Here is a 6,874-nt window from a genome sequence, read left to right as displayed (position 1 = left end):
TTATTGGCCTGCTCGGGGATCTTGACGCGCTCAAGATAATGCATCGCAACCTCGTCGGCCTTCTTCTTCGGCATCTTGCGCACCCAGATTGGTGCCAGCGTGCAATTTTCGAGGATTGTCAGATGCGGGAACAGATTGAAGTGCTGGAATACCATGCCGACTTCGCGGCGCACCTCGTCGATCTTCTTCAGATCGTTGGTGAGCTCAATCCCATCAACCAGGATCTTCCCGCTCTGATGTTCTTCCAGCCGATTGATACAGCGGATCATGGTGGACTTGCCTGAGCCGGACGGGCCGCAAGCGATGATGCGCTCGCCGCGCATCACATTGAGGTTGATGTCCTTCAGGACGTGGAAATCACCATACCACTTGTTTACACCCGTCAACTCGACAGCGACTTCATCATTCCGCGAAGTCAGCTGAAGACTTGGGTGGTTCGCGACGGATATCGTCATGTAACCTCTCAATAACCGATGTGACTACGCCGCTCCAGGAAATCGGAGAACCGGGCGAAGGAGAAGGAAAGCGCGAAGAAGATCGCACCAATGAACAGGAAAGTTTCGGCTGCTGGAGATGGCCACACTGGGTCGGCCAATGCCGCCTTGCCGGAACTGATAAGGTCAAACAACCCGACCACAAGCACCAAGCTTGTGTTCTTGATCATCACGATGATTGTATTCGCCAGCGCCGGAATGGCGACGCGGATTGCCTGTGGCAAAATCACCAGCTTTTGCGCGCGCCAGAACGAGAGGCCGAGAGCTTCGGCAGCCTCATATTGCCCACTTGGAACGGCTTGCAGTCCGCCGCGGATCACCTCCGCCAAATATGCCGATGCAAACAGCGTCAGGGCGACCAACGCACGCACAAACTTGTCCGGCAGGAGATAGTCCGGCAAAAATAGCGGAAGCATGATTGATGCGACGAACAGGATAGACAGCAGCGGCAATCCACGAATTCCTTCGATGAAGGCCACGGCGATGATCCGCATCGCAGGCATCGTCATCGAGCGGCGTGCAAGTGCCAACAAGACGCCTATGGGGAAAGCGACCCCAATGGCCACAACGGTCAAAATCAACGTCACTGGAAGGCCGCCCCAGGTTGATGTGGGAACCGTTGCCAGCCCGAGACCGCCACCCATCAGCCATCCGACGAGCGCCAAGGCCGCGACCCAAAGTTGCAACAGTCGTGGCGTCCAACTGGCCGGCCGAACCGACCAGGCGAGGAGTGCAATGATGAGCACACACACCAATGCCGGACGCCAGCGCTCGTCGAACGGATAGATCCCGAAAAGCAATTGACCGGATTTTGCATAAATGAAACTCCAGCAAGCACCCGACACCGCACGGCAGGCATTGGGATCAGGGTCGAATAAAACCGCGTCCAAAACGAACCACCGAAACATTGGAGGCACCACGGCAAACAAACCAGCGCCAAAAATTATGCTCAGTATTGCATTCAACGGCGTGTCGAAGAGGAGCTTGACCGCTTGCCGAACCTTGTCGGTGAATGCTCCTGATGAGATGGTAGGCACGATTGGCCGCCCGGCAAGTTCTGCCGACAACGATTTCATATCATCGCTCCACTATTGCGATACGACGGTTGTACCAATTGGCGACAGCCGACAACGTCAGGTTCAGGGCAAGATAGACGCCGAGGATGATGAATAGTCCTTCGATAGAATGGCTCGACTTGCTGATGGTCGTGTTCATGACGGCCAGGAAGTCGGGATAGCCAACCGCAATCGCAAGCGTCGAATTCTTGACGACGTTGATGTACTGGCTGTTCAGAGGAGGCAGGATTATGCGCAAAGTCTGGGGGATGACGATCAGTCGTAATATCCTGGTTCGGGATAGGCCGAGTGAGCGGCCGGCGTCCCATTGGCCCTTGCCGATAGCCAATACGCCGCCTCGAACGATTTCAGCAACAAACCCGCTGGTGTAGATCGTCAAACCGACGAGAATTGTGCTGAGTTCCGGTGTCAGCCCAATCCCGCCCCGGAAACTAAAGCCCGTAAAGACGGGCCAATCGACCTTGATTGATGCCTTTGTTGCCCAGAAGCCGAGCACTGCTGCACCTAGCAGCGCAACGATGGCGAACCACTCTATGCGACGAGAGAACGTGCGGACTACACGCGCACCGATCAACAGGCTCGTAAGTCCAACGAGACCCCATCCGACCGACTGCAGGCTGACATCAAAGGCCGGCATCACGAGACCACGCATTGACACATAGACGCCGGGCGCAAGATTGACGGCTTGGCCAATTGGCGGAAGAATCTTCCACCACAGCGAATAGAGAAAGATGAGCAGGACAATTGGGGGCGTGTTGCGTGCAACTTCGACCCACACCTTGCATGTACCTGAGGCAAGCGGATTGCTGCTTAACCGCGTGATCCCTAAGATCAGGCCTATAATCGACGAGAAGATGATGACCAGCGCCGAAATAAGGATTGTGTTCGCTATTCCGACGATGATCGCCCAGTAGTAAGGATCACGTGATCCGTATGGCAGAATTGACTCGGATATCACGAGCCTTGACGGCATCGTGAGGAAGTCAAACCCTATCGGAATGCCACGGGCCTCCAGATTGGCGATAGTCGTGGTAAAGAGGAGAGCCGTAATCCCAACGAGCGCGAATATCAAAACGCCCTGAATAGCGATCGCCCTTGCCTTCGCGTCGTTGAGCATCTAGCCCTCCTGTTTCGTGACCATTGACGCCGATACGATCAGTTCCACGGCAGCGGGTAGTTCAGACCGCCGTCCTTGGCGAGAGCGTTCATGCCGCGTTCCACCTTCAGGGGACTGTTCATGCCGAGATTGTTGTCCCAAATTTCCGCATAGTTCCCCATCTGTTTGATGACGTTGTAGACCCACTTGTCGTCAAGTCCGATCGGCTTGCCGAAACCAGGCTCCTCCCCCAAAACACGCTTCACTTCATCGCTTCCCGTCTTGAGCTTCTCGTCGATGTTTTTCGAGTCGATACCGTTAGCCTCGGCCCAAAGCAACGCGTTGACCGTCCAGCGGACGACGTCGAAAAGTTGGTCGTCGCCGCGGGCAATGGCGACGCCGTTTGGTTCGACGGTGTGTCCAACTCTTATGATGGCGTAATCGTCCGGGTTCTTGGCGACCGAAGCACGTTGGCCAGCCGCGGCGGTCCCGTCAGTGACGTAGCTGTCGCAGCGTCCCCCGAAGAAGGCATCCCGTGCCTGGATCGTGGAGTCGAAGTAGACCTTCTGCATCGATATGTTGTGCTCGTCTTCGGTCTCCTGGATTGCAGTCTCCGTGAGGCTGCCGCCACCTTGCAGGCACACCGTCCTGCCATCCAGTTGCTTGGGATCAGTGATGTTGTCGGCCTTTCGAACCAGAAGCCCGTCGACATCGTAGAGCGTGAGCCACACAAAGCGGACGACCATATCGCGGGTGTAGGTCAAGGTTGACGTACGGGAGAGGATATCGATCTCGCCCGTCTGCAGCGCTGAGAACCGCTGGCCTGCATTGAGGGGCACAAAACGGATCTTGTCCTTGTCGCCCAGAATCGCGACTGCAAAGGTGCGGCAAATGTCGGAGTCGAAGCCACGGTAATAACCTTTCTCGTCCGGCCGCGAGAGCCCTGGTACGCCTTGGCTCGCGCCACAGCTCACATAGCCGCGCTCTTTGATCTTGTTGACGACCGTTTGGGCTCCTGCCGACGCTCCGAGTAGGGCCGAAGCGGCGATTGCGACACTTGCTACTGCCAGCGATTTGAATGTTCTCAGTTTCATGTCCATGTTCCCTTTTTTTGTTGATTTGATATCTAGATCCCCTGCCGGATGGACGGCGTGAGAGGTTCCACCATTTCGGCTTCCATGAGCCGAAATGCCTTTTCCAGATCGGCCAACAGGTCGTCGACGTGCTCCAAGCCGATACTGAAGCGGATCAGGGGGCCCTGCTCGATGGTTCTTGTCACTGTGCGAACCGGAGGCGGATCCATCACAGCCACGATGCTTTTCGTGCCGCCCCAACTTGCCCCTATGCTGAAGAACTCCAAGGACTCGATCACCGATGCAAGGTGCGGGCGCGTCCACGATTGTAAAATCACCGAGAACAATCCCGATGATCCCGAGAAATCGCGCTGCCATAATTCGTGCCCGGGATGGGAAGGAAACGCCGGGTGAAGGACCCTGACGACCTCAGGGCGTTCCTCGAACCACTTTGCAATCGCCAGAGCATTCGATTCTGCCCGATCGAGCCGTACCGGAAGTGTCTCAATACCCCGCATGACGAGAGAGCAGTCTTCCGGTGAAACACCATAACCTAGATAACGTGATACATCCCGAAGGCGTCGGTAGAGGATTTCATCGCGGACAGTGACAGAGCCCATCAGCACGTCCGAGTGTCCCGCAATATACTTCGATATCGCGCAGATGGAGAAGTCTATACCCATCTCGAGAGGTTTGAACCGAAGCGGGGTCGCCCATGTATTGTCAGCAGCCACGCGTGAACCGTTTGCCTGCGCGGCGCTTGCAATCGCCGCCATATCTTGAATTTCCATCGTTGCCGAGCCAGGCGATTCAACCAGGACCAGCTTGACGCGGTCGTCTAGAAGTGCCGCGATCTCGCCCCCGACTAGCGGATCGTAGTAGACGACTTGAATTCCGAGAAATGACAGAAAGTTGTCGGACAGTGTCCTTACCGGGTCATATACGTTGTCCGGTAGCAGCACCTGATCACCAGCTTTCGCCACCGCGAGAATTGTCAAGACAATGGCGGCAAGACCAGACGGCACTACGTGAGACGTAGCTCCATTTTCGAGCGACGCGATCCGAGCTTCGAGCGCCCTTGAAGTTGGCGTGCCGTACAGTCCGTAGGAATAGCCGTCGTAGAAAGTCTCACGCCGGCGTTGGTAGGCCTCGACTGTGGGGAACACCACCGTAGACCCGCGGAAAACCGGAAAGGTAAGGCTTTGAAAGCCGAATGGGGCTGGGGCGTCGTCCGATTGCAGGCATCTGGTGTCGTCGTGCATGTTAAATCCCTTGTCTACTTCCGACAGTAGACTTGTGATAGACACGCCACAAATGCATAGTGGTCACCAAATCATTCATCCAGGTTATAATGAATTCCCATGAATCTAGCCCTGATCGAAGTGTTTAGTGCAGTCATGAAAACGGGCTCGACAACAAGGGCCGCCACCCTGCTGGGAATTTCACAGCCCGGGGTCAGTCGTGGTTTGAAGCGGCTCGAGGACACGACCAAACTCAAGCTGTTCGAACGGTCTGGTCCACGGCTCACGGCAACGCCTGAAGCACTACTGCTTTACCGCGAGGTTCAGGCGGCCCATGCTGGCCTGGACAGGTTGCGGCAAGCAGCCGCGCGGATCCGGGAAGTGGGAACGGGTTCGCTCAAGGTCGCGAGTTCCGCTGCCCTTGGCCTCAGCTTCATGCCGCGGGTAATCGCGAAGTATTTGAAACGCCGACCTGCCGTGTCGATAACTTTCGAAATCGCTGGTTCGTCTGCAGTGCGTGATTTGGTGGCAAGCGGCTTATTCGATTTTGGGCTATGTGCGGACGAAATCGATACGACCAATCTCGTCGCCGAGCCTTTCATCGAAAGTTACGGCGTATGTGTGTTTCGGCAAGGTCACGCCCTGGAGAGCAAGCGGATCGTGAGCCCGAGTGATCTCCATCAGGAGCGCCTGATTTGTCTCGCGCCTGAGGACACTGCCCGAAAACAGCTCGACCGCCATCTGGCTGCCGCGGGTGTTTCGCCCCGCATGATCGTGGAAACGCAATTCTCGGCCACTGTCTGCCAACTGGCGATAGAAGGCGCAGGCGTGGGGGTCGCCAACGTACTTAGCTATGTCTCGGAGGGGTATCAAAATGCAGGACTCATTGCCCGCCCCTTGGTTCCCTCCGTCAACTTCGTGACCCTACAAATCGTTCCGCCACAAAGGGCAAGATCGCGACTCGTGGATGAGTTTGCGGCGGACCTCATTCAAGAACGCGATAAACTCCTGCAGGAATGCAGCCAGTACCATCCCGACGGAGTTCTGTGACACAAGACTCTACGATCAAAAAGAGGGCTGCTTCCTTTTTCGCTACCCCAAGACAACGACCGTCGTACCGATGCCGACTTGGTCGTAGAGTTCGATTACATCCTGGTTTCTCATGCGGATGCATCCGTTTGATACGGCTTTACCGATCGACCAAGGCTCTATGGTGCCATGGATACGGTAGTACGTGTCGCGCCCATTGCGATATAGATATATCGCCCGGGCACCCAATGGATTGTTTGGGCCCCCATCCACACCAACCGAGTATTTCCCGTACTTGCCGGGCTCGCGCTTGATCATATCTTTCGTCGGAATCCAACGCGGCCAGACGGCCTTTCGCCCCACGACCGCTTCACCCGACCATTCGAGACCCGCGCGGCCGACTCCAATGCCGTAGCGACGGGCGCTGAACGGACTTTCGATAAAGTACAGAAATTTGTCCTTCGGATCGACGACGACCGATCCAATTGGCAGATCTGTCTCATACTCCACGCTTTGGGGAAGGAATATTGGGTCCAGCTGAAACTTTCTTGTCTTCGTCTGTCCCACGGCGGTTCCGGGCGCAAGCAACGTTGCCGCAAATCCTACAGTGAACAACCGTCTGGTAATCATGACATTCTCTTTATCCTTGTCTGTTTGAACTGTACTGAGAAGCGCACAGTCAGACGCGAGGAGCCTTCCTAAGAACATCAGGAGGCCACGAACTGGAATGCAGCGTCGTCTTTTTGGGCAACGGCAAGTCAGTTTCAAAGCGGTGGATTAACTTGGCTTCGAGAGGGCCACACCAGCCGCCGTGGCGAGCCAATTTTCGTGAAGAGCAGTCGAATCCGGCGCTGACCATCGACTT

8 protein-coding genes are annotated in these 6,874 nt (G+C 56.0%); 1 reads left to right on the top strand and 7 read right to left on the bottom strand.

What is annotated here, in order from left to right; translation table 11 throughout:
• From AAAC48_RS09440 to metC, 5 genes are all read right to left on the bottom strand, one after another.
• On the bottom strand, positions 1-455 hold a 455-nt coding region (locus tag AAAC48_RS09440; RefSeq protein ID WP_340653934.1), incomplete at its 3' end, for an ATP-binding cassette domain-containing protein.
• 8 nt (positions 456-463) lie between these two features.
• A complete protein-coding gene (locus AAAC48_RS09435) occupies positions 464-1,570 on the bottom strand; it encodes an amino acid ABC transporter permease (protein ID WP_340653933.1) in 1,107 nt (368 codons plus the stop codon).
• A gap of 1 nt (position 1,571) precedes the next feature.
• Entirely contained in the window at positions 1,572-2,687 is a 1,116-nt protein-coding gene (locus tag AAAC48_RS09430) for an ABC transporter permease subunit (protein ID WP_340653932.1), read from the bottom strand.
• Positions 2,688-2,725: 38 nt separating this feature from the next.
• Positions 2,726-3,760: a transporter substrate-binding domain-containing protein gene (locus AAAC48_RS09425; RefSeq protein ID WP_340653931.1), complete on the bottom strand. Its 1,035-nt coding sequence runs from the start codon at positions 3,758-3,760 to the stop codon at positions 2,726-2,728.
• Positions 3,761-3,792: 32 nt separating this feature from the next.
• A complete protein-coding gene (gene metC, locus AAAC48_RS09420) occupies positions 3,793-5,001 on the bottom strand; it encodes a cystathionine beta-lyase (protein ID WP_340653930.1) in 1,209 nt (402 codons plus the stop codon).
• A 99-nt stretch (positions 5,002-5,100) separates the two neighbouring features.
• Here metC and AAAC48_RS09415 point away from each other — a divergent pair, with 99 nt between their 5' ends.
• Positions 5,101-6,030, top strand: a complete 930-nt coding sequence (locus AAAC48_RS09415) for a LysR substrate-binding domain-containing protein (protein WP_340653929.1) — start codon at positions 5,101-5,103, stop codon at positions 6,028-6,030.
• 42 nt (positions 6,031-6,072) lie between these two features.
• Here AAAC48_RS09415 and AAAC48_RS09410 read toward each other — a convergent pair whose 3' ends face one another.
• Positions 6,073-6,639 (bottom strand): L,D-transpeptidase, encoded by a 567-nt coding sequence (locus AAAC48_RS09410; protein WP_340653928.1) that lies wholly within the window; start codon positions 6,637-6,639, stop codon positions 6,073-6,075.
• Positions 6,640-6,688: 49 nt separating this feature from the next.
• Positions 6,689-6,874: hypothetical protein (locus AAAC48_RS09405; protein WP_340653927.1), on the bottom strand; the 186-nt coding region annotated here is incomplete at its 5' end.

The sequence above is a fragment of the Phyllobacterium sp. genome (assembly GCF_037994405.1).
GTDB lineage: Bacteria > Pseudomonadota > Alphaproteobacteria > Rhizobiales > Rhizobiaceae > Phyllobacterium.
The sequence above is the reverse complement of the archived record's forward strand: the minus strand, read 5'-3'. Positions and strand labels throughout refer to the sequence as shown.